Raw genomic sequence first — 468 nt, forward strand, 5'->3', positions numbered from 1 at the left:
CCCCCCCCCCCCCCCCCTCCCCTCCTCCCCCAGCGCCGGACGGGTGCGACTCGTGGGCGACGCGTCGGGGTACTTCGACGCGCTGACGGGCGGGGGGGTCCGGGTCGGCCTCGCGCAGGCCGACGCCGCCGTCCGCCACCTGGAGGACCCCGCCGCGTACGAGCGCGCCTGGCGGACCGTGACCCGCGACTACCGCGTGCTCACCTCGGGGCTGCTCGCCTGGGCCGAGAGCCCCGCCCGCGGCGCCATCGTGCCCACCGCGGCGCGCGCGCCGTGGCTCTACGGCACGATCGTCGACCGCCTGGCCCGCTAACCGGCCCCCGCCGCCCCGCGCCCCCGCCGCCCCGCCCGCCGCCCCCGCCCGCCGCCCCCGCCCCCCGCCCCCGCCGCGATGCGCCGATGGTGCGCTTCTACCCCGTCATTCGGCCCGAAATGGGCGTGATTTCGGGCCGAATGACGGGGTAGAAG

1 protein-coding gene is annotated in these 468 nt (G+C 79.9%); it reads left to right on the top strand.

Going from position 1 to position 468, the window contains the following annotated elements; translation table 11 throughout:
* Positions 1-52: 52 nt before the first annotated feature.
* Entirely contained in the window at positions 53-313 is a 261-nt protein-coding gene (locus ACFV9Q_RS25080; protein ID WP_377236666.1) for a hypothetical protein, read from the top strand.
* The last annotated feature ends 155 nt before the right edge of the window (positions 314-468 follow it).

The organism is Promicromonospora sp. NPDC059942, from assembly GCF_042731755.1.
In the GTDB taxonomy this organism is placed as follows: Bacteria; Actinomycetota; Actinomycetes; order Actinomycetales; family Cellulomonadaceae; genus Promicromonospora.